Annotated in this window: 14 protein-coding genes; 11 read left to right on the top strand and 3 right to left on the bottom strand. The window is 35.6% G+C overall.

Annotated features, from left to right (window positions below):
- Nucleotides 1–86: 86 nt before the first annotated feature.
- Nucleotides 87–1724 carry a glycosyl hydrolase family 18 protein gene (locus tag IRZ99_RS07950; protein ID WP_194656762.1) on the top strand — a complete coding sequence of 546 codons (1638 nt, stop codon included), beginning with the start codon at nt 87–89 and terminating at the stop codon, nt 1722–1724.
- A gap of 174 nt (nt 1725–1898) precedes the next feature.
- Complete coding sequence (locus IRZ99_RS21175; RefSeq protein WP_228519048.1) at nt 1899–4781, top strand: RICIN domain-containing protein; 2883 nt, start codon at nt 1899–1901, stop codon at nt 4779–4781.
- An 86-nt stretch (nt 4782–4867) separates the two neighbouring features.
- On the opposite strand, the gene IRZ99_RS07940 is transcribed toward IRZ99_RS21175, so the two are convergent.
- Nucleotides 4868–5242, bottom strand: a complete 375-nt coding sequence (locus IRZ99_RS07940; protein WP_194656761.1) for a YdeI family protein — start codon at nt 5240–5242, stop codon at nt 4868–4870.
- 380 nt (nt 5243–5622) lie between these two features.
- On the opposite strand from IRZ99_RS07940, the gene IRZ99_RS07935 reads away from it, so the two are divergent.
- Complete coding sequence (locus IRZ99_RS07935) at nt 5623–7566, top strand: metallophosphoesterase (RefSeq protein WP_194656760.1); 1944 nt, start codon at nt 5623–5625, stop codon at nt 7564–7566.
- Nucleotides 7567–7713: 147 nt separating this feature from the next.
- Here IRZ99_RS07935 and IRZ99_RS07930 read toward each other — a convergent pair whose 3' ends face one another.
- Complete coding sequence (locus IRZ99_RS07930) at nt 7714–8775, bottom strand: phosphatidylinositol-specific phospholipase C1-like protein (RefSeq protein ID WP_194656759.1); 1062 nt, start codon at nt 8773–8775, stop codon at nt 7714–7716.
- 263 nt (nt 8776–9038) lie between these two features.
- Between IRZ99_RS07930 and IRZ99_RS07925 the strand changes: the two genes are divergently transcribed.
- The 4 genes from IRZ99_RS07925 to IRZ99_RS07910 all read left to right on the top strand — a co-directional run bounded on the left by IRZ99_RS07925 (nt 9039) and on the right by IRZ99_RS07910 (nt 15704).
- Complete coding sequence (locus IRZ99_RS07925; protein ID WP_194656758.1) at nt 9039–9563, top strand: RNA polymerase sigma-70 factor; 525 nt, start codon at nt 9039–9041, stop codon at nt 9561–9563.
- Nucleotides 9564–9646: 83 nt separating this feature from the next.
- A complete protein-coding gene (locus IRZ99_RS07920; protein ID WP_194656757.1) occupies nt 9647–10570 on the top strand; it encodes a FecR family protein in 924 nt (307 codons plus the stop codon).
- Nucleotides 10571–10644: 74 nt separating this feature from the next.
- Nucleotides 10645–13929: a TonB-dependent receptor gene (locus IRZ99_RS07915; RefSeq protein WP_194656756.1), complete on the top strand. Its 3285-nt coding sequence runs from the start codon at nt 10645–10647 to the stop codon at nt 13927–13929.
- Nucleotides 13930–13934: 5 nt separating this feature from the next.
- A complete protein-coding gene (locus IRZ99_RS07910; protein ID WP_194656755.1) occupies nt 13935–15704 on the top strand; it encodes a RagB/SusD family nutrient uptake outer membrane protein in 1770 nt (589 codons plus the stop codon).
- 89 nt (nt 15705–15793) lie between these two features.
- Here the strand turns inward: IRZ99_RS07910 and IRZ99_RS07905 are convergent, their stop codons facing one another.
- Entirely contained in the window at nt 15794–17113 is a 1320-nt protein-coding gene (locus IRZ99_RS07905) for a hypothetical protein (RefSeq protein WP_194656754.1), read from the bottom strand.
- Between the two features lie 406 nt (nt 17114–17519).
- Here IRZ99_RS07905 and IRZ99_RS07900 point away from each other — a divergent pair, with 406 nt between their 5' ends.
- The 4 genes from IRZ99_RS07900 (at nt 17520) to IRZ99_RS07885 (ending at nt 21731) form a co-directional block, all read left to right on the top strand.
- Nucleotides 17520–19856: an arylsulfatase gene (locus tag IRZ99_RS07900; protein ID WP_194656753.1), complete on the top strand. Its 2337-nt coding sequence runs from the start codon at nt 17520–17522 to the stop codon at nt 19854–19856.
- 45 nt (nt 19857–19901) lie between these two features.
- Nucleotides 19902–20552, top strand: a complete 651-nt coding sequence (locus IRZ99_RS07895; protein ID WP_194656752.1) for an outer membrane beta-barrel protein — start codon at nt 19902–19904, stop codon at nt 20550–20552.
- A 41-nt stretch (nt 20553–20593) separates the two neighbouring features.
- Nucleotides 20594–21085, top strand: a complete 492-nt coding sequence (locus tag IRZ99_RS07890) for a hypothetical protein (protein ID WP_194656751.1) — start codon at nt 20594–20596, stop codon at nt 21083–21085.
- A gap of 271 nt (nt 21086–21356) precedes the next feature.
- Complete coding sequence (locus tag IRZ99_RS07885) at nt 21357–21731, top strand: STAS/SEC14 domain-containing protein (protein WP_194656750.1); 375 nt, start codon at nt 21357–21359, stop codon at nt 21729–21731.
- Nucleotides 21732–22063 lie beyond the last annotated feature (332 nt).

Here is a 22063-nt window from a genome sequence, read left to right as displayed (position 1 = left end):
CTAAAATTTAAAGTCTGAAATCAAAAACCAAACTCAAAAACCGCCCCCATTATTTACAAGTTTATTAATCTATTAAACAAATTATTATGAAAAACAATTACAGAACAATGCTGCAGAAATGCATAATTATTTTAATGCTGGGTGTTTTTAATTTAGCGATAGCCCAGAAAAAAGTTATCGCATACATTCCAAACTGGATAGACCTGAATGCCTTTTCAAGCAGTATTCAGTATAGCAAATTAACGCATATAAATATTGCGTTTGAAAATCCGGATGCAAATGGGTATCTGACTTTCAATTCGGGAAGTAACAGTATTATTAATGCGGCACACGGTCAAAATATTAAGGTTTTTGTTTCGCTTGGAGGAGGTTCTGTTTCTGAAGGCGGTGCCATTCGCGACAATTATTTTAATCTGATTACACCTGCAAACAGAACGGCTTTCATTCAAAAGATCTACGATTATGTGGTAGCTCATAATTTTGACGGAGTCGATGTTGATTTAGAAGGTCCGGCAATTAATGGCGATTACGGAGGTTTTGTAATTGCTTTGGCGAATAAATTGCATGCAAATGGCAAATTGATTTCGGCAGCGCTTTCAGAAGGATATGGTGGTGCAAATGTACCTGCATCTACTTTTGCGGCTTATGACTGGATTAATATTATGGCCTATGATGCAACAGGTCCGTGGGCACCGAACAGTCCGGGACAACATTCTCCATATAGTATGGCTGTGAATCAATTCAATTACTGGACAGGAAGAGGTTTACCGGCTAGTAAAGCCATTATTGGACTTCCGTTTTACGGATATGGTTTTGGCGCTTCAGCCAATCAGGGAATTTCTTATGCGAATATTGTAGCCCAATATCCTGGAGCAGAAAATGTTGATCAGGTAGGAAATACTATTTATTATAACGGAATTCCAACCATTAAAGCAAAAACAACTTTCGCAATTCAAAATGCCGGTGGGGTCATGATTTGGGAATTATCTCAGGATGCTACAGGTTCTAAATCACTATTAACAGCCGTTAATCAGGTTATTACCGGAAGTCAGCCACCAACAAGCGGAACTTTAATTCAGGCAGAAAACTACTCCACAATGAGTGGTGTTCAAACCGAAGCTACGACAGATACTGGCGGAGGTTTAAATGTAGGATATGCCGATACAGGTGATTGGATGGCATATTACAACATCAATTTTCCAACTTCTGGTAATTACGTAATTGAATACCGAGTAGCAAGTGCTGTGAACGGAGCCAGAATATCATCAGATTTAAGTGCAGGAACTATTCAGCTTGGTGCTGTAAATGTTCCTAATACAGGAGGATGGCAAAATTGGCAAACTATCACGCAAACGGTTAATGTAAACGCCGGAACCTATAACTTCGGAATCTATATTCAGAGCTCCGGTGTGAATTTAAACTGGTTCCGAATCACAAAATCAGCTTCGGGTCTGGCAGCAAAGACAGCTTTAACGGCATCAGTTTCTGAAGAAAAAATCGAAAGTTTGACTATTTATCCAAACCCAACAGAAAGCACTATTTTCTTTACTGCTGAAGTTTCAGGTGCAAATGTGAGCATTATAAATTCTCAGGGTGGAGATACAGTTTCAACCCAAAAAATCAGTAATAATAGTCTTGATGTTTCTGGTTTAAAAACAGGAATCTACCTGATTTTAGTTGAAAAAGACGGAATCAAAACCGTGAGACGTTTTATCAAAAAATAGATTTTAACCGCAAAGGGCGCAAAGATTTTTGTTCTAGTTTGCGCTCAGAAAGCACAAAGTTCGCAAAGCTTTGTCAATAAACACTTTGCAAACCTTGCGTAAGCCTTAGCGCCCTTTGCGGTTAAATTTTACCACATAGTATTGTATCCTTTTAACCCCAAATCTACCTTACATATGAAAACAAATTACAAATTTCGGTTAAGCTTATTTCTATTTCTGGCTTTTAGCAGTTTTGCAATTGCCCAGACTTCCTTAGGCTCTACGAAGACTTTTATGAATACTTTAAAGCAGGAACTGGTGACCAGTACAACCTCAAAAGGCATTGAAAAGACCATTTTACTTCAGGTTGAAAATTCAAAAAACTTTAAAGGAAAAATAAATTACAAAGAATCAAATGAATCAAGTGAATTCCTGATTGGAGAAATAAAGGATGTTCCCGAATCCTCTTTTTTCGTAAAAGTGATGGATAAAAAGCTGGAAGGTCATATTATTTTAAAGAAAACAAAAGAAGCTTTCAAATATTATTCAGATGCTCAGGGAAATGCTTATGTTTCTAAAGTTGATATCAATACAATTGTTTGTATTAATTTTAAAGATATACCTGAAAACACTAAAAAAACAACCAATAAAACAGCAGTTGCTGCTGCAATTGCGCCCGCTTTGTTGAATTTACAAAGTTTACCGGGTGCAGCAGGCTGTGTAATGTTAGATTTTGATGGTTATAATATGCCGGCAGGAAATCTTTGGAATAACGGAAATGCTATTAACGCAGCACCATCGAGAATGAGTGATGCCGATGTACAGCAACATTGGGAAGTAGTGGCAGAAGATTACAGACCTTTTAATCTAAATGTGACTACAAGTGAAGCCATTTTTAATTCGTATCCAAGAAACAGAAGAATGCGCGTGGTGGTAACTCCAACCAATACTGCAGCTCCGGGAGCAGGAGGTGTCGCTTATATTGGTTCTTTCAATTGGGACAATGATGTACCTTGTTGGGTATTTATTACTTCGGGCAAATCGGGTGGAGATGCCTCAGCGCATGAAGTCGGGCATACTTTTGATCTTGGTCATGATGGCCGTACCAATCCTGCTGAAGATTATTTTGTCGGGATAAACAATACTTCATGGGCACCTATTATGGGAGCAGGTTATTACAGACCTGTTGTACAATGGAGTAAAGGAGAATATGATTATGCCAACAACAAACAAGATGATGTTGCCACTATCGCAAGTGCTAAATTTGGTGTGGGATACAGAGGCGATGATTACGGTAATACTACAGCTGCTGCAGCCAATTTAGATTATAACGGAAGCGGTGCCATCAATCAGAAAAATGGAATTATTTCAAGTGAAGCTGATTATGATTTCTTTATGTTTACAACGGGAGGAGGAAATGTATCTATAAATGCCAATACAGTTTCAAGAGATGGAAATCTGCATCTTTTACTTCGATTATATAATTCGGCCGGAGCTGAAATGGGAACGTATTGGAATTCCGATCCGTTTGCTTTAAATGCTTCCATGAATGTAAATTTACCAGCTGGTAAATATTTTGTTGGTGTTGACGGAAACGGAGCCGGAAGCGCGGGTTATGGAGGATATTCGGCTTATGGTTCTATAGGAAGTTATTCGATTACAGGAACTATTCCGCCGGGAGGAAATATAGTGGCTTCTACAGATGTGATTACCGTTTATAAAGATTGTAATTATACCGGTTTCTCTGGCGGATTGACAATTGGTGATTATAATCTGGCCAGTTTAAATGCTTTAGGAATTTTAAATGATGATATTTCGTCACTTAAAATTACACAGGGTTTTCAGGCGATTTTATATCAGGATGATAATTTTACGGGAGCTTCGACTGTAATTAATTCTGATAATTCGTGTTTAAATACAACGTGGAATGACAAAGTAAGTTCAATTCGAATTTTGGCCAATGGCGTTACGACTCTAGGAAATCAGACTTTCTATTTACAAAACAGAAACAGCGGCTTAAATATGGATGTCTGGAATGCCAGTTTAGCTAATGGAGCCAATGTAGCACAAGGAACTGTAAATACAGGAAATAATCAAAAATATACTTTCACTCATTTAGGCGATGGTCTGTATAAAATTATTGCGAATCACAGCGGCCAATCGTTAGATGTAAATGGTTTTAATAAAGCCAATGGCGCCAATGTCGAGCAATATCCATATAATGGAACTACAAATCAACAGTTTATTCTGGTGGGAACAGGTGATGGCTTTTATAAAATAGTAGCCAGACACAGTGGTAGAATTGTTGAGGTTGCCGGAGCAAGCACTGCCAATGGCGCAAATGTACAGCAATGGGATAACAACAATCAAACTTGTGGACAATGGAAATTAATCTCCACCACAACTGCACAAACTTCAACTTTAATTCAGGCCGAAGATTATTCTGCTATGAGTGGAATTCAGGTCGAAGTGACAACAGATACTGGAGGAGGATCAAACGTTGGTTACACCGAAACAGGTGATTGGATTGCGTATAATAACATCAATTTTCCAACCACAGGTTCGTATTTAATTGAATACAGAGTAGCAAGTGGCGTAACTGGAGGCAGATTATCATCTGATTTAAACGGAGGAACGATTATTCTGGGAAATGTTGATATACCTAATACGGGAGGCTGGCAAAACTGGCAAACCGTTACACAAACGGTAAACGTAAATGCAGGAACGTATAATTTTGGAATCTACATTCAAAATACAGGTATGAACATCAACTGGATTAAAATCACAAAAATTGGTGCAGCTGCTATAACGGGGGAAACTTCATCTCTTATTGAAGAAGAAGAACCAATTGATGTTGTCTTTAATGTGTATCCAAATCCGGTTTCAGAAACGTTATTTTTTACAAAAGATGTTTCAGGAGGAAATCTTAATGTAGTCGATTCTCAAACAGGAAGTGTAGTTTTATCTCAAGAAATGAATGACAATAGTTTGAACGTTTCGAATTTGAGAAAAGGAGTTTATCTGGTTGTTTTTGAGAAAGATGGAGAGAAGATAATTAAGCGTTTTATTAAAAAATAATCCTAAACCATTCGCCATAATGGTTTTAGATACATTAATTTTAAGGTTTTAATGTAATGGAAGGCTGTCAGTAATGACAGCCTTTTCTATGCAGATTCCCATTTGCCGTTTTCTTTGGCAAGATCAATCATTAACTGGCCATGTTCGGTCATTAAACCTTGTTCTATCATTTTTGCTGCACGGTCTTTATTAGGCTGGCTCCATTTGCTTTTCTTAGGATTTCGGGGTGTAAAAGTCAGATAGAAACTTTCAAAATCTCGTTTTTTACACAAACTGTCGATCCAGCCAAAACATAATGCCTCTTCAGTTGCGTCATTCAGATTAACGCTTTCAACTTTACTTTTTTTGTGGTATAAAATCAACCAAACTGATTTTTCTGTTTGAGAATTTTGCTGTAGCCAGTCGCGCCATTCTTTTCTGGTTTGGGCGTAAATGGCTAGTTTTCCGTCTTTTGTTTCCATGATTAATCGAAATTGCAAATTGAATATAAATTTAATAAATAATTCATTGACGTAGAAAATTTAAATCCCAGAGGGATGTTATGTTTATAGAAAATAATAGAATTTAGGGTTTAAAGCCCCAGCGGGGTGACATCTAAATTCATAGAAAATAGCATATCGCTCCGATGGAGCTTTATTAGCAACGTTAAATATTTGGCTATAAATATTTTGCTCCTCTGGAGCTTAACAAAATTTAATAAATATTTATTTGATGAAAGCGGTATCAAAAGTTATCATTCGATAACAATAAAGTAAAGATCTTTCAGGTTTTTATCACTAAAATTGCACGTTCTTTTTTGATGATTGCGCCCATTTCATAAATCTTTTTAAAATTTAACCTAATGAATTTAAAAATTACATTCACTCATAAAGCTTGTTTTATATTTCTATTTTATTTTTTTTTCAACTCTAATATTCTAGCCCAAAACCCTAAAAATCTTAACGGTACTCAAATCGCTTTTTTATCTGACGTACACTTGCAGGATTTATTCGGAACCTTTTCAGATAATGATTATAAAGGTGTTCTGAATCCGAAAACCGGACAATATGTTTTACTGCGAACAATGGCTTCGCAATTGCATTCGACTAGAATATTCAATGAAAATTATTTTGCTTTTATAGCCGCTTTGGAGGATATCGCAAAGCGAAAAATAAAATACGTCGCACTTCCCGGAGATTATACAGATGACGGTCAGCCGATTCACGTTCGTGGTTTGCAGAAAATTCTGGATCAATATCAAAAGAAATATAACATCGAATTTTTTATCACAACAGGAAATCACGATCCCGTTGGGCCTTTTGAGCAAGATTCCGGTAAAGAAGATTTTCTTGGTAAAGACGGAAAAAGCCAACCCATTTATAGCAAAAACGTCCTTTATAAGCCCAATTTAAGTACCGAACAGCCTGTAATTGTAACAGCCGATATTGCCAAAATGGGTTATTTAGGAATCACAAACGGATTAAAAGATTTTGGTTTTTATCCGAATAAAAAATACAAATTCTGGGCAACTCCCTTTTCAAATTATAACAGTCAAAATTATAGTTTTGAAAAAGCTTCTGAAGCTGCTTTATTATCAAACCGTGTTTATAATGTTGCACCTGGTTATGAAGTTCCGGATGTGAGTTATGTTGTTGAACCAATAGACGGATTGTGGTTAATGGCGATTGATGGAAATGTTTATATTCCGAAGAAAAATGATGGCGATCCTAAAGATTCAAAAAGTTATTCGGAGGCGAGCACGGGTTATAACAATGTACTTTCAAATAAAAAGCATCTTATAAAATGGGTTGAGCAAATTTCGGCGGAAGCCAAAAAACAAGGAAAAACTTTAATTGCTTTCAGTCATTTTCCGATGATTGATTTTAATGATGACGCTTCCCCGGAAATAAAAGAGCTGCTTGGGCCAAACAAATGGCAATTAAACAGAGTTCCGGTTGAGGAAGTGGCAAAAACTTTTGCTGATGCCGGATTGAAAATTCATTTTGGTGGGCACATGCACATCAACGATACCGGAATTCGCACAACGGAAAAAGGAAATACTTTGGTAAATATTCAAACGCCTTCATTGGCAGCTTATATTCCGGCTTATAAATTATTGACGATTAAAAAAGATAATGTAGTTGATATTCAAACCATCACAATTGATGATGTTCCGCGATACGATGAACTTTTTGATTTGTACAAAATGGAATATAAATTCTTAGAAAGTCAAAACGCAAAAGACATTTGGAATATCGATATTTTGAAAACCAAAAACTATCATAATTTCACTGATTTCCATCTAAAAGAATTGGTTCGCCTACGTTTTTTATCAGACGATTGGCCTTCTAATTTCAAAGATTTTTTCCTGAAACTTTCCGCACAGGATTTATTGGTTTTAGCAAACGTTCAATCAGAGAATGATTTTGATGAAGTCTTGAAAAATAAGGAAAGATTTCAAAAAGAATGGAAAGATGCAGAACTTAAATCAGATCAATATTTAAAAGAGAATAAACTCAAAAAAAAAGATTTTAACTGGACGGGTTACGATTTATTGGTTGATTTTTATCGTTTCAGAAGTGCCGATGAATTGGCTCTGGCCGATGTGGGAACAGCGAGAGCAAAACAATATAAAGTATTGTCTCAATTGTTTTTTAAAAATCATGCAGCCGATACTTCAAAAGAAAAACCATTGCAAAACCAAATGCGATTGTTTTTAATCATCTTCAATAAATTTATGCATGAAGTTCCTGCAGATCATTTTACTGTTGATTTGAAGACTGGAGTGATTACTGGTTTGAAGTGATTTAACCGCAAAGAGCGCAAAGATTTACGCAATGTTCGCAAAGTTTTATAGACAAAGCTTTGCGAACTTTGTGTTTTCTGAGCATAGAGTAAGTCAAAAAATCTTTGCGCTCTTTGCGGTTAAATTTTTATGTATTTCAACTGGAACTTACTTCACTCCATTAATCGGATCAACTCTCACATAAGTTCCGTCATCGTATTTTATCTGATAAGGAGAATTGAAAAACGTACTTGGCAAATAATAGTCGGTCGTTATAATTTGTGCTCCTGATTTTTTGGCTGCTTCAAAGTGCGTGTAATCGTTTTTTCGTGCTTCTTTAGTGTCAGAATCGGCTCTGGTTCTGATGATGTAGCCTTTCTTAACTAAATCAGCAATTTGAGGATCTTCAGAATTATTTCTGAATAAAGTCGCCGCTTCCGGTTTTCCAGGTTCCGCATTAATGAAAACAGCACGTCCTTTTAAGGAAGGATGATTTAGAGCATATAAATCTCTTTTGGCTCCGTTGTTATCTAAAATAAACAAGAATTTACCTTTTGCTTTTTTCAATGTTGGCCAATTGTTATTCAAAACAGCTTCTTCTAAGGTTTTGTATTTACCACGTACCATATCTGGTGTGATTAATTTATCTCCTAAACCTTTTCTAAGTTCTTTGTCTAAAGCATCAAACAATTCGGGTGTAAATTTCTCTGCCTTTGTACCTAAATAACTATCGTCATCTTTTGGTTCCAAAGTAATAAAAACCGGAACGTGATCCGGATTGGCATCAGACCATTTTTTTAATTCTGCCAGGCAATTTTGAAGTGTGTAGCAGGATGTTCTAAAATCGATATCGATCATATGAAAAACTTTAAAACCGGGTTTTTTCATTTCTCCATTTGGATCATAAGCTTCTTCAGATTTTGCAAGGTCTAAACCTTTTGGGTGCGCAAATTTTCCGCCTTTAGGATCAGCCTGAACGTCAATTTCAAGATTTCTTAGACCTTTATTTAATTGATCTGTAATAGAAATATGAGTGTACTGCAAACCATTTAAAGAACGGCTTGTGTCTTTGGCCTGAATAAGATTGTATAGATCAGTTTCAATGGCGTGGCGGTAACTGTTGTGAGAACCAATAACCTGAATTTGATTGATTTTTAGATTGTCATTTTGTGCCTGAACGCTGCTGTTAATGGCGCTGGCAAGAAATAGGGTGAACAGAATTTGTTTCATGATGGAAAATGTAAAAAGCGTTACTAGATTAGGGGACGCATCAAAAGAAAACACTTTTTAGAGAGCACTAAATTAAAAACAGAAGTCGAATCTTATGTTAGTTTAAGAAAAAGAAATCGCAAACCGATTGTCATTTTTACCTTAAAATAGTAGTATTTATACAGCAAAAGAATTCATTATTTAATTTAAAGTTAACCTTCAGGCAAAAAACTTTGGTATAACATTTTATTATTTTACAACTCCAAATACTACCAAAATCGACTATGAAGAATCCTGAAATTTTTGAACAAACGTATACCGAATACTGGAAAAAGCTCAATGCGTTTTCGTATACGATGACTCAGGATAAAGACTTGGCGCAGAACATTGTTCAGGATGTTTTTATTGATTTATGGGAACGAAAAGACGATTTGAATATTAATGCGATTGAACCATATTTGTTTCGCGCCGTAAAAAATCAGGTTTTCAAACATTATCAAAACAATCGTTTTGATAAGACCATTATGGAAGATCAGTTTGAAGATTATGTTATCGATAATTTTGCTTCGATTGATCCTGAATTAATGGATTTACTTTATTCTTTATTAGATAAACTTCCGGAGAAACGAAAAGAAGTTTTATTGATGTACAAATTTCAGGATATGTCAATCGAAATGATTGCTGATGAACTTGGAATTTCAAAACAAACGGTTAAAAATCAAATTTCTTCTGCCTTAAAACAACTTCGAGAAGGCTTAAAAGACCTTGCCTGGTTGGCTCCATACATCATTTTACACCAAAAGTTTTAAGATAACTTTCCGTTGATGTTTTCATAATATTTCCCGATAGTACGATTTCGTGATTCCGGTACTTACTTGTAATAATAGCAAGTATGATAAAAAGAATCAAACATAGTTTAGAACATTTAATAGATAAAAGTTCAAGGAATAAAACGTCAATAGCAGAAGAAAATTTATTAAATGATTTTGCTTTTGACCAATATCAAAATTCAAAATGGAATGAAACGACAATGGGAAATCCAGATGAAGTTTCGCAACATATATATGAAGGAATTCAACTTCGAATAGGAAAGAAGAAAAGCTTCAATCCTTATTTAAAATACATGGCCGCTGCCAGTATTCTTTTTCTTGTTGGTTTGGGATTTTTTTTCAAACCAGGTTTTTCAGTTGAAAAGCAACTAACATTTAAAACTTTAGATACCCCCAAATCTATCCAATTAAATGACGGCTCGAAAATTTATCTGGCAGCAAATTCTATTTTTCAATATCCTGAAAAATTTGAGGGAGAAGAAAGAAAAGTTTCGCTATTAAAAGGAAATGCGTTTTTTGAAGTGGCCAAAGATAAAATGCATCCTTTTATTATCTCTTCAGGCGAAATTAAAACAAGAGTAGTTGGAACGTCATTTCACATTCAGTTATCAAAATCAAAATGTGAAGTAATTGTTGTGACAGGAAAAGTAAATGTTACTTCAAAAGGGCAGAGCGTTGATTTAGTGCCGAATGAAGAAGCGCTTTTTGAATCTCAAAAGTTAACCAAACAACTGGCTGACAAATCGTTTTTAGTGAATTGGTATAACACCGATGTCACACTAGATCAAACTACTCTTAAACACGTTATCACAATTTTACAATATAAATACGGAGTTTCATTTCAGTATGATAATGAACACGTATTAGCAATGCCGCTAACGGTATTCATTAAGAAGGACGCATCATTAGAGAATGTTTTAGAACAAATTAATTACATCACAAACCTAAAATTTAAAGTTTATGGCGAAATAGTAAAAGTGAATTAAAAACAAAAAAAGCAGTTGCTGAGAACAACTGCGATTAATAATTAAGTATCGATAAAAAACCAATAACTTAAATCATGTATTTTAAACTTTCCTATTTAAATCTAAAGAGAATTGTCTTTTTAGTAATGGCGTTACTGGCCATTCAAAATGGTTACAGTACAACTAGTTTCCTAGAAAATTCAAAAGTAAAAAATAAAATAGAAAAAGCTACACTTGTTTCTATCTTTTCAAAATTAAGCCAGCAAACCGATTATAAATTTAGCTACGGGCAGGCTATAATTGCTGATAATACGGTTTATACAGTAAATTATAGCAACGAATCTGTTGCATTGATTTTGAGCGACCTTTCTAAAAAAGCTAATTTCAATTATAATATTAATGGAAAATTAGTTTTAATTCAGAAAACAGAAGCTCCAAAAACGACAACTCATAAAGCGGTTGACAAAATCAAAGTAAAAGGAAAAATTGTTGATGAAAATAAAGTACCAATTCCTGGTGCAACAATCAAAGAAACAAGTTCATCAAACGCAACGACTACAAATTTTGACGGTGAATTTGAAATTATGGTTGGAGAAGGAAAAACAATCGAAATCTCTTATTTAGGTTATAAAACGAAAAGTGTGGCTGCACAAAATACTTTTATGACAATTCAGTTGGAACCAAATACAGCTGAATTGGCTGAAGTTTTAGTTGTGGGTTACGGTAAGCAGTCTAAAAAAGATGTTACGGGAGCTGTTACACAATTAGAAGCGGCTAATTTTAAACAAGGTCCCACTATTTCTCCGGATCAATTATTACAAGGAAAAGTGGCTGGTGTTCGCGTTGTAAGTACAAGTGGTGAGCCGGGAGCAGGTGTTAATGTTACGATTCGTGGAGTTGGTTCTATCAGAAGCGGAAGCACGCCTTTGTTTGTGGTTGATGGAGTGCCATTGTCTAATGATGATGTGAGTCCTGGTGCGAGTAATGTTGGTTTTGGAAGTTCACAGGCTAAAAACCCTTTAAACTTTTTGAATAATAGTGATATCGAATCGATTACGGTTTTGAAAGATGCGTCGGCAGCAGCAATTTATGGTGCAAGAGGATCAAATGGAGTTGTTTTGGTAACGACTAAAAAAGGATCTAAAGGAGAGGGAACTCTAACATTTGATTCTTATACCGGAATTTCAAACGTAGCCAATAAATTGGATGTTTTAAATGCTGATCAATACAGAAAAGCGATTAAAGATCCTGCGTTTGATCACGGAGGAAATACAGACTGGCAGGATGTAATTTACAGAACGGCTATTACGACAAATAATTCATTGGCTTTTTCTAAACAAACAGAAACGGGAAATTATTACGCTTCTGCTGCACAAATGAATCAGGAAGGTATAATCAGAAATAGTAATTTCAAACGTATGTCGGGAAGAATTAATGCAGCTGAATCCTTTTTGGATGACAAACGTTTGAAAGTAAAACTGAACCTTACAGCGAGTGAAACTAAAGATGACGGAGTGCCAACAAGTGATGACGGTGGTTCAAACGGACAGTTGATAGTACATACCTTAATGGCAAACCCAACAAGATCTGTTTTTGATGCTGACGGAAAGTACACCAACTTCAACATGAATGCGCATTATAATCCGGCTTATTTGTTAAGTATTTATGATGACGAAACGCGCACATTAAGAGTCTTGGCAAACTTAGAGGCTTCACTTCGAATTGTTGACGGACTGGAATATAAATTGAACATTGGTTTTGACCGTTCGGCGGCAGAAAGAAACACTACAATTTTCCCAAACTTAACCGATTTAAATCCAAAAGGGAAATACGTTCAGAATAATTTAGATTCAAAAAACTCTTTGATCGAACATTATTTGACTTACAATTTAGCGTTAGACAAACATAAATTTGAAGCACTGGGTGGATTCTCTTATCAAAAATTTGAAAGATCCGGGACAGGTTTCAGTATTGACGGAATTTCAAATCAGGGAGTTGGTGTACCGCCATCTATCAATCCTGGATTTGCAGGAACACAATCAGGAGTTGCAGGATATGCTCAGGAAAACGAATTACAATCCTATTTTGGAAAGTTACATTATAGTTTCGATAATAAATATCTTTTAACGGCTTCGATGAGGGCAGACGGTTCTACTCGTTTTGGAGATAATAACAAATACGGTTATTTTCCTTCAGCTGCTTTGGGTTGGAATATCTCTAAAGAAAAATTCTTAGAAAATGCTTCAGCTGTTAGTAACTTAAAATTAAGATTAAGCTGGGGACAAACAGGAAACCAGGAAGTTGAAAATAAAATTACACAGGCAAGTTATTCTCTTGCAGGAGCTGACGGATATTATTTATATGATGATTTGAACCTGGTAAACGGAGTCTCAGTAAACAGAACACCAAATCCTGATTTAAAATGGGAAGTTGTTACGCAATATGATGCTGGTTTAGATTTTAGTTTTTGGAATGATAAATTCTATGGAACTTTAGATTATTTCAATAAAACGACAACCGATGCTATTTTGAATGTTCCTTCACAGGCTTTGAGTCCAACTACTACAATCTGGACGAATATCGATGGGAAAATCATAAACACGGGCTTTGAGTTTATGCTGGGTTCAAAAATTATTGATAATAAAGATTTCTCGTGGAATATCGATATGAATGGCGCGACTATAAATAACAAAATTGAAGATTTGCCAGTTTCAGAAATTTTGAGCGGAACTATTTCAGGGCCGGGACAATCTGGAGTTAATGCTAATATCTACAAAAGTGGTTACGCAGCAGGATCTTTCTATTTGTTAGAGCATACTGGTTTTGATGCAAACGGAGCAAATGTATTTAAAGATCAAAACGGAGACGGTAAAATTGACAACAGCGACAGGGTAATTATTGAAGGAGCGTTACCAACTTTTTACTACGGATTTAATAGTGATATGAGATACAAAAACTTTACGTTCTCTTTCTCAATCATTGGGCAAACGGGAGGTTATTTATTGAATAACACAGGATTAAATGCCTTAAATATTAACAACTTAGCATCTGACAGAAACGTTGCTACAGGTTATTATGAGTCGGGAGCAAATGCTACAAATTCACCAATTTTATCGACACTTTTCTTAGAAAAATCAGACTTTATCAGATTAAATACAGCTCGTGTTGGATACAATTTCGATTTAAAAGGAATGAACTGGATCAACGGATTGACACTTTATGTTACAGGACAAAACTTAATTACGATTACAAATTATTCTGGTTATGATCCTTTAATCAACAGTCCAAAGTCAAATGGTGGAAATCAATCTATCGGTATTGATTATGCTAGTTATCCAACTTCCAGAACATTCAGTTTTGGAGCAACTTTAAAATTATAATTATTATGAAGACAAATAAAATTTTTAATATAAAACTAATAACATTATTCTCTTTCATCTGGTTGTTTGCCAGTTGTACTGATCTTGATGAAGTTGTTCTTGATGAGGTTTTAGGAGATAATGCCTCTAATCCTGCAGGTGCACTTGCTGCAGCTTATGATCGATTGGGAGACGGAACTTTTACAGATCACGGAGCCGTTTTTTCTTTACAGGAATACACAACAGATGAGGCTATTTTGCCAACTCGCGGAAGTGACTGGGGTGATGGTGGAAAATGGAGAGACATGCACGAATTTACATGGAAATCTGATAATGCTGTGGTAGGTAATAATTGGAATTTATTAACTAACGGAATTACGCGTTCTCTAACGGCAGTTCAATCTATCGAACAAAGCTCGATCCCACAGAAAAAATTGTTTTTGGCTGAAGCTAAAGCTCTTTTGGCCTATTATATGTACACAACTTTGGATTTGTATGGACAAACGCCTTACAGAGATCCGATGAATCCAAAAGCACCTTTGCAAATTTTAAAAGCGGATACTCAAATCGATAAATTAATTACAGATGTTGAAGCTTTGCTTCCTGATTTGGCTCCAATGGGAGAGCAGCAAACACACCACGGGCGTTTTTCGAAAGAAGCAGCTTACGCTTTTTTAAGTACAATGTATCTAAACCGTGCCGTTTTTAAAGATCGTTACAATGCCACTTCAAACTTTAATTTTAATGAAGCTGCAGTAAGCGGGGGAGGAACGGATATGGATCGTGTCATTTATTACACTTCATTACTAATCAATTCCGGAAAATACAGTTTAGAAAGTGATTATTTCAAAAACTTTGCAAGAGATAACGAGAATGGTAAAGAACTTATTTTCGCTATTTCTCAAAAGATTGATTACATACGTAACGGTTCTAACAGTTTTGCTTATGTGTGTATGGAGCGTAACCAGAGAACATCTGCAGCAAACAGAGGAACAAATGCGGCTTGTACAACTCCCGAATTTTATGCAACCTGGGATGGAAATCACGAAGATCCAAGATTTCAGCAACATTATCAATATGCAGATGGTACATGGTTTATGAATGATGGTACCGATGTGAGCGTTCCTGCAACAGATATTGTACCGAAAAGTGCAAACTTACCTTGGTTCCATTTTAATAGAGGGATTCAGGCCGGACTTCAATACGGACCAATATTATTGCCTTCAGGATCTTTAGAAATGGTAGGTAATCGTATTAAAGTTTCTCCTTTGTATATGGAAAAAAGTACGACGACAAGAATGGATTTTACACCATCATTAACGTTTAAAAACCCGGCTCAGGCAGTTTTTGCTCAAAATGAAATCAATCAGGGCGCGCGTGTTTTTAAATATGAATTTGATCCGGAAGGAGGAAACGGAAACAGTAATGTTGATATTTCATTGTTTCGTTTAGGTGGAATATACACCATGAGAGCAGAGGCTTACTTCCGAAAAGGAAGTGCCGGATTAGCTATGGAAGATTTGAATAAACTGCGTACCAGCAGAAAAAGAGAATCCTTATATGCAAGTGCTCCGGGAAAAGCCTTAACCTCTTTAGATGCTGAGCAATTGTATAAGGAAATTGGTTTCGAATTGTACTGGGAATTGTACAGAAGACCACAAATGATCCGTTTTGGGAAATTTGATTTACCGGGAACTGCAAAATCCGCTTCACAGCCTTTTAGAAGAATATTCCCAATTCCGCAGTCAACAATTGATGTGACTAAAGAAATCAAACAAAATCAAGGATACAATTAAGTTTGTGTTAGTTTATTTTTATTTATTTTTTTACAAAAAGCCTGTTTCGTAAGAGACAGGCTTTTGTTTTTTGAGATAAATCAGAAATATTAAACAGTTGGATTAAAATGAATTTCTTCATACAAATCCCAAACACTGCCGCTGCTGACAGCTTCTTTCATTTGGGCCATGATAATATTTTCTCCATCACATCTTAAATTAATCATCCCGTATTTAATTCTGTTGGTACTGTCGGTAGAACGGGCCAATTCAGTCGAAAAAACCAAAGGCCTTTTTGATTTGGTATATTTTCCGGCACATCCAATAGCATCGGCTCTCGGGTGCGAATAGGTTTCATTATCTCCTGATGAAATTACTGTTGCATACGGATTTACTTTTTCCATAAAATCAGTTGTAAATTCAGATGCTCCATGATGACATGATTTGGCAACGTCAACCTCAAAAGGATTTGCATGATTATAATGTTCCAATAAATGTTCTTCAGCAGGAATATTCAAATCTCCTCCGTATAAAAAAGAACGGTTTCCGTAGGTTATTTTCAATACTAGACTATGTCCGTTTATCGTATGTGCTTCATCATCAAAATATTTATAGGCCAATTTATTATTGATTTGAGAGGTGACCGGACCTAAAACTTCAATCTTAAAATTTTTATTGTTGATTAATTTCTGCGGAATAGTTTTAGTATGATCCAGGCGCTCAAAATTGGTTAACCTTCCCTGAGAAGTAGCATTGTTGACTGCGGCCAGAAATTTTTCCTGTAAATCAAGCATGCCGCCTTTTAGTTTTAAAGCATTGAATTCGGCCAAAGTAGTAAAGGAAGTCTCGAGAAAATATTCGGTTCCTTGTTTGGATTTTTTTCCTAATTCGGTATTGTATTCCAGTTTTGGAAAATTCACTTTAGCATTATTGAATTTCGCAATTCCGTTATGGTAAATGGTTCCGATAGTATAATGATCATCATTAATAATATCAATTAAGCCCTGATAATGATCTTTATCAAAATGACTGATGAAGATATAATCCAGATGGACTTTCTTGTTTTTATCAAAGTAATATTTGTATTGCCATTTACTTAAATAGTTGCTTAAATTATCATTTGGTCCTCCGTCAATAATTATTTTTAGTCCGTTTTCATCATTGCCAACTTCAATCAAAGCACCATCACCCTGACCCACATCTACATAAAAACATTTAAGCGATGGAGACAAACCAATGCAGTTTTTGTCAATCCAGCCTTCTTTGCTAAAGGCATAAATTTTTTGCCAATTGCCATTTTCTTCCGGTAAAACTTTGACAAATGATCCCATCAAAATGGTATTGTTTTTTGATTTTGGTTTTCCGTCGGTTCCTATGTTCTTATAAACGTAGGCATAAAGTGTTGTAACTACTTTGTAAACGTCTGCCATGTGATTTTTGATTAAAAGTTGGTACTGTAATTATGTTTTTTTCTAAGAATGTAAGTGTTAAAATATATGCAAATATATGAAAATCAGTGAAATAAATATTTTTATGTAGTAAGTATTTTGGTATTATTGCGTTAAATTATATTCATTTTTTTGGTTTCAAATTATAATATGAAACCATTAAAAGGCATTACATCAGATGTTTATTTCTAATTCTATTTAGCTTTGAGGTAATTTTAAGAAAGGGCAATAATTAAATTGACATTCAAGAAATTAATACTGCTATTTTATTTAATACTGATTAATCACCAGAATTGTATAAAGTAGAAAAGTAGCCGTATTATTTATAGATCAGGATAATTTAAATTCCCCATTTCTCCAGATTTAATTTGCATAAACAAAGAGAAGCATGAAAAAACAATTACTTGCATTGTTGGTTGTCCTATTGGTAACCTGTATTTTTTCGCAAATAACTTTGGGACAAAATCTTGACAGAACTTCATTACCTATAAAAGAACCACCCCGACAAACTTACACAGAACTGGATGCTCGTGATGCGAAAGCACCTGCGCGTTGGGAAGTAAAAGCGCCAAAAGGTGTTCCTAATGTTGTAGTTGTTTTAATTGACGATATGGGTTTTGGCGCTTCAAGTCGCTTTGGCGGTCCGGTTAATATGCCTGTGCTCGACAAAGTTGGACAAGAGGGAATTAGTTACAATCGCTTTCATACTACTGCACTTTGTTCGCCTACACGTGTTGCGCTGCTCACTGGATACAATCATCACAGCAATAATGCAGGAGCGATTATGGAAGCTGCAACTGTCTTTCCGGGAAATACTGGAGTACGACCACAAAGCATAACGCCGATGGCTGAAGTGTTGAGACAAAATGGTTATAGTACGGCGGCTTTTGGAAAGTATCATGAAACTCCGCCATGGGAAATATCAGTTTCAGGTTCGTTAGACCGTTGGCCAACACATTCCGGATTTGATAAATTTTATGGATTTATTGGAGGAGAAACCAATCAATGGGCACCACTTATTTATGATGGAACGGCTCAGGTTGAAATTCCGAAAGATCCTAACTATCACTTTACAACCGATATGACCAATCAGGCTATCAGCTGGGTTCGTTTCCAACAGGCACTGACTCCAGATAAACCTTTCATGATTTATTTTGCTACAGGAGCTACACATGCACCTCATCACGCACCACAGGAATATATCGATAAATACAAAGGAAAATTTGATCAGGGTTGGGATAAAATTCGAGAACAAACTTTAGAGCATCAAAAGAAACTTGGAATGGTACCACAAGACACCAAGCTTGGTCCAAAACCAACAGATATAAAAGACTGGAGTACACTTTCAGCTGATGAAAAGAAAATGTTTGCCCGTCAAATGGAAACTTATGCTGGATTTGGAGAACATACAGATCATGAAATTGGTCGTCTTTACGATGCTATTGCTGATCTTGGAGTATTAGACAATACCATCTTTATTTACATAGTGGGAGACAATGGTGCCAGTGCAGAAGGAACAATGAGCGGCTTGTTTAATGAAATGACTTATTTTAATGCAGTTCCTGAAACAGTTCAGGATATGCTAAAACATTATGGTGAATGGGGAGGTCCAAATACATATCCGCATTATGCAGCGGGTTGGGCAGTGGCAATGGATTCACCGTTTTCTTACACTAAACAAGTAGCATCTGATTTTGGGGGAACACGAAACGGAATGATTATCAGATGGCCTGCCGGTATAAAAGCCAAAGGAGAAATCCGTTCCCAGTTTACGCATGTTATTGACATTGCGCCAACGGTTTTTGAAGCTTGTAAAATTCCGGCGCCAAAAGAGGTTAATGGTATCAAGCAAGATCCGATTGAAGGAACAAGTATGGTCTATTCTTTTGATGATGCTAAAGCAAAAGAACGTCATACCACACAGTATTTTGAAATGTTTGGAAACAGAGCAATTTATCATGATGGCTGGTATGCCAGAACGATTCACAGACCGGCATGGAATCAAAAACCGGCCACTTCCTTAAAAGATGATTCGTGGGATTTATACAACTCTAATGTAGATTTTTCTCTTAGTAATAATCTGGCTGCAAAAAATTCGGAAAAGCTTAAAGAACTTCAAACCATATTTATGAAAGAAGCTGAAAAATATCATGTTTTACCACTTGATGACCGCTTGCTTGAACGACTGGATGCAGAAACTGTAGGACGCCCTGATGTAATGGGAAAAAGAACCAAAGTTACCTATGGAGAAGGAATGAAAGGAATGGGGGTAGATGTTTTTATCAGTACTAGAAATACTTCTTACAGCATTACAAGTGAAGTTGAAGTAAAAGAAAAATCAAATGGCGTTTTGGTATGTCAGGGAGGAAAATTTGGCGGTTTTTCATTTTATGTTAAGGAAGGAAAACCTGCATTTACTTATAATTTTTTAGGACTTGATAATTATAACATTCAGGCTGATCAGGCCCTGAAACCGGGAAAACACACTATCGTTTACGATTTTAAATATGATGGTGGAGGTTTGGGAAAAGGAGGGACAGGAACGATCACTGTTGATGGAAATAAAGTAGCAGAAGGAAAACTAACCAAAACACAGCCGGGAATTTTCTCTGTAGATGATCTTGCTGATGTTGGTACAGATGACGGAACGCCGGTTACCAATTATGGAACATCACCACATTTTAATGGTAAACTGGATAAAGTAACAATCGAAACAAAAAAGTAAATCAAAAAATTAAGTCAATTATAAATCAAATTAAAATTAGAAATCATGAAAAAGTATCATTTATTATTCGCAGTTTTTTTCTTCTCGCTGACAATGTCAGCTCAAAGTGAAGGGGCATTTTTACTTAATGTATATGGAGGTTATACCTTTTCGGACAAAGTAGAATTTGACTCCTCGTATGCAAAAGTAGAAGATGGTTTTGAGTGGGGTGGAGGATTGGAATATTTCTTTATTGATAACCAATCCATTGAATTAAAATATAACCGACTTGATACAAAGATGCCTTTATATACATATCTTCCTATACCTGCTGCTGGTATTCCTGCTAATGGTCAGGTTAATAAGGGAGATGATGATGGTTCTATCAATTATATATTAGCAGATTATACCTATTATTTTGGGTCAAGTGCTTCGAAAGCCATGCCATTTTTAGGTGCTGGTGCCGGTATTGCAATCCTTAATACACCTCAAAGTGGCAGCGGAACTTATTTTGCCTGGGAAATTAAGGCCGGTGTGAAAGTAAAAACCAATTCACCACTCTCAATTAATTTTAATGCTTATTTGCAATCGATGTCAGCAGCTGTTGGATATGATTATTACTGGGACTACTACTGGGGACCTGTGGGAGTTACTGATTATGCATCAACATTTCAGTTTGGATTGGGAGCTGTTCTAAGCTACGACTTCAGTAAATAAAGAATTGCCCTTAATCGAATTTCAACCTTACAAATAAAATTATGAAAAAAATATTTTTAGTAATTATCTTAGCTTTTACTGCAGGAGGATATGCACAATCAGGTTCGAGTCTGGCAGATGATGTTGCTGTAATTCAGAGTATTTATGGTAAATCTAAAGCAGATTTAGTGAAACAATACATGAACTTGTCAGAACCTCAGGCAGCGGCATTTCAAACCATCTATGATGAATATGAAACGCAGCGTAAAGCATTAGGACAAAAGAAAATGCAGCTAATTAAAGATTATGCTGATAATTATGATAATCTTGATGATGTAAAGGCGGCAGAATTAACAGAAGCTAATTTGAAAACGAATGCCGAATCAGACAAGCTATTATCTAAAACATTCGGTAAAGTTAAAAAAGCCGTTGGTGGACGTAATGCTGCAAAATTTGTTCAGTTAGAACAATATTTACAAGTAACAATAAGAGGAGAAATTCAGGATTCAATTCCTTTTATCGATGAAATTGATAAATCAAAAATTTCTAAATAAAAAACAAATGCAACTCTATGAGTTGCATTTGTTTTTATAGGCGCTGAGGTTTTAAGGCACTGAGGTTCTAAGATCAAAAAAAACTTAGAACCTTAGCATCTTAGTCCCTTAGAACCTTAGCAAAAGATAGTTATTTTATAAAATACAAGTGCAATGATATAATATTGAACACTTATAATAGTGGTATTTTTGATAGAGCTTCACATCATCTGTGACAAAAAAATACTACATAAAAAGCATTCAATAAATAATAATTCAAAATGAGAATATCATGATACATCAAATAGACACAACTGATAATATAGTCGCTTTTAGAGCATTGGCAGAAGTAACTAAAGAAGATTTTCTGAGTGTAGTAATCCCTGCTGTTGAGCATTTAATAAAGCAGACCAATGAAATCAATTTTTTATTAGTTCTGGATACTGACCTGGAAAATTTTACGGCCGGTGCCTGGCTAGAAGATGCATTACTTGGATTAAAGCATCTTGGAAAATGGAACAGAGCGGCTATAATTTCAGATTCAGAAGATATTATTTCGTTTACCAACGGATTTAGCTATGTCGTTCCGGGAGAATTCCACGGATTCAAAAAAATAGATTTCAATAAAGCCTTAAACTGGGTAGAGGGGAATATTAACTTGGCATAAGCTTAGTTTTTTTTGTTTGAGGTTTCAAGTTTCAGGTTACTTTCTGGACATTTTAAAATAATAGCCACGAATTCACGAATTTTTCTACATGATAGTAGACAATAATTCGTGAATTCGTGGCTAACTTTTTTAGTTTGCCTTCGGTTCCAATAACTTTAAACCTCAAGAAAATCTGAAACAAAAAATAGCCACGCCTTCAGGAGTTTTTCTACAGAAGCAGACACTCATGAATTTTCGTGGCTAATTTTTTTAGTCTCTTATTTTGGTTCCAATAGCTTGAAACTTGACACGAGGCTTTAGCCGAACTGGCGAAGCAAACAAAGAAAAACCTG

Origin of the sequence: Flavobacterium sp. LC2016-12 (genome assembly GCF_015351595.1) — a bacterium.
Taxonomy (GTDB): Bacteria; Bacteroidota; Bacteroidia; order Flavobacteriales; family Flavobacteriaceae; genus Flavobacterium.
This window is presented reverse-complemented; position numbering and strand designations above follow the sequence as displayed.

Bases quoted from the DNA above. Each gene is read 5' to 3' on its own strand.
- IRZ99_RS07950 (WP_194656762.1), top strand. From the start codon at position 87: ATGAAAAACAATTACAGAACAATGCTGCAGAAATGCATAATTATTTTA.
- IRZ99_RS21175 (WP_228519048.1), top strand. From the start codon at position 1,899: ATGAAAACAAATTACAAATTTCGGTTAAGCTTATTTCTATTTCTGGCT.
- IRZ99_RS07940 (WP_194656761.1), bottom strand. From the start codon at position 5,242: ATGGAAACAAAAGACGGAAAACTAGCCATTTACGCCCAAACCAGAAAA.
- IRZ99_RS07935 (WP_194656760.1), top strand. From the start codon at position 5,623: ATGAATTTAAAAATTACATTCACTCATAAAGCTTGTTTTATATTTCTA.
- IRZ99_RS07930 (WP_194656759.1), bottom strand. From the start codon at position 8,775: ATGAAACAAATTCTGTTCACCCTATTTCTTGCCAGCGCCATTAACAGC.
- IRZ99_RS07925 (WP_194656758.1), top strand. From the start codon at position 9,039: ATGAAGAATCCTGAAATTTTTGAACAAACGTATACCGAATACTGGAAA.
- IRZ99_RS07920 (WP_194656757.1), top strand. From the start codon at position 9,647: ATGATAAAAAGAATCAAACATAGTTTAGAACATTTAATAGATAAAAGT.
- IRZ99_RS07915 (WP_194656756.1), top strand. From the start codon at position 10,645: ATGTATTTTAAACTTTCCTATTTAAATCTAAAGAGAATTGTCTTTTTA.
- IRZ99_RS07910 (WP_194656755.1), top strand. From the start codon at position 13,935: ATGAAGACAAATAAAATTTTTAATATAAAACTAATAACATTATTCTCT.
- IRZ99_RS07905 (WP_194656754.1), bottom strand. From the start codon at position 17,113: ATGGCAGACGTTTACAAAGTAGTTACAACACTTTATGCCTACGTTTAT.
- IRZ99_RS07900 (WP_194656753.1), top strand. From the start codon at position 17,520: ATGAAAAAACAATTACTTGCATTGTTGGTTGTCCTATTGGTAACCTGT.
- IRZ99_RS07895 (WP_194656752.1), top strand. From the start codon at position 19,902: ATGAAAAAGTATCATTTATTATTCGCAGTTTTTTTCTTCTCGCTGACA.
- IRZ99_RS07890 (WP_194656751.1), top strand. From the start codon at position 20,594: ATGAAAAAAATATTTTTAGTAATTATCTTAGCTTTTACTGCAGGAGGA.
- IRZ99_RS07885 (WP_194656750.1), top strand. From the start codon at position 21,357: ATGATACATCAAATAGACACAACTGATAATATAGTCGCTTTTAGAGCA.